The 1,237-nt window shown below is 56.5% G+C and carries 1 protein-coding gene; it reads left to right on the top strand.

Going from position 1 to position 1,237, the window contains the following annotated elements; translation table 11 throughout:
• Positions 1-1,176 (top strand): elongation factor Tu, encoded by a 1,176-nt coding sequence (gene tuf / locus J7382_RS19845; protein ID WP_209066146.1) that lies wholly within the window; start codon positions 1-3, stop codon positions 1,174-1,176.
• Positions 1,177-1,237: the final 61 nt, after the last annotated feature.

The following is a 1,237-nucleotide window of genomic DNA, read 5'->3' as shown; positions in this document are numbered from 1 at the left end:
ATGGCTAAGGAAAAGTTTGAGCGCAGTAAACCGCACTGCAACATCGGCACCATTGGTCACGTTGACCACGGTAAAACCACACTGACAGCTGCGATCACCAAGCAATTTGGTGACTTCAAAGCCTACGACGAGATCGACGGCGCGCCTGAAGAAAAAGCCCGCGGCATCACCATCTCCACCGCGCACGTGGAATATGAAACCGAAGCACGTCACTATGCACACGTTGACTGCCCAGGCCACGCTGACTACGTGAAAAACATGATCACCGGTGCGGCGCAGATGGACGGCGCGATCCTGGTTGTGAACGCGGCTGACGGCCCAATGCCACAGACTCGTGAGCACATCCTGCTGGGCCGCCAGGTTGGCATCCCTGCCATGGTTGTTTTCATGAACAAAGTGGACCAGGTTGACGACGAAGAACTGCTCGAGCTGGTGGAAATGGAAATCCGCGAGCTGCTGTCTGAGTATGAATTCCCAGGCGACGACATCCCTGTGATCGCAGGCTCCGCTCTGGCGGCTCTGGAAGACCGTGACGACAACATCGGCAAAGAGAAAATCGCTGAGCTGATGGCGGCTGTTGACGAGTACATCCCACAGCCACCACGTGCGACTGACCAGCCGTTCCTGATGCCAATCGAAGACGTGTTCTCGATCTCTGGCCGTGGTACTGTTGTGACCGGCCGTGTTGAGCGTGGCGTGATCAATGTTGGCGACGAAATCGAAATCGTTGGCATCAAAGACACTCAGAAAACCACCTGTACCGGTGTTGAAATGTTCCGCAAGCTGCTGGACTCCGGTGAAGCGGGCGACAACATCGGCGCGCTGCTGCGTGGTGTTGACCGTGAAGCGGTTGAGCGTGGTCAGGTTCTCTGTAAGCCAGGTTCCGTGAACCCACACACCAAGTTCGAAGCAGAAGCCTACATTCTGACCAAAGACGAAGGTGGCCGTCACACCCCGTTCTTCGCGAACTACCGTCCACAGTTCTACTTCCGTACAACTGACGTGACCGGCACTGTTGAACTGCCAGCGGGCACCGAAATGGTGATGCCTGGCGACAACCTGAAGTTCAACGTTGAGCTGATCGCACCGATCGCAATGGAAGCCGGCCTGCGCTTCGCGATCCGTGAAGGCGGCCGCACCGTTGGTTCCGGTGTTGTGTCCAAAATCGTCGAATAATCAGAGCATCTGATACGCGAAACGAAAGAGCCGCCCAACGGGGCGGCTCTTTTGCGTTGGG

The sequence above is a fragment of the Shimia sp. R11_0 genome, assembly GCF_017744035.1.
GTDB classification, from domain to species: Bacteria; Pseudomonadota; Alphaproteobacteria; order Rhodobacterales; family Rhodobacteraceae; genus Shimia; species Shimia marina.
Note: the sequence above shows the minus strand (reverse complement) of the source record. Positions and strands in the feature narration are given on the sequence as shown.

What these genes read in the sequence shown, in the direction of transcription:
- tuf (WP_209066146.1), top strand. Translation starts at nt 1, where the DNA reads ATGGCTAAGGAAAAGTTTGAGCGCAGTAAACCGCACTGCAACATCGGC.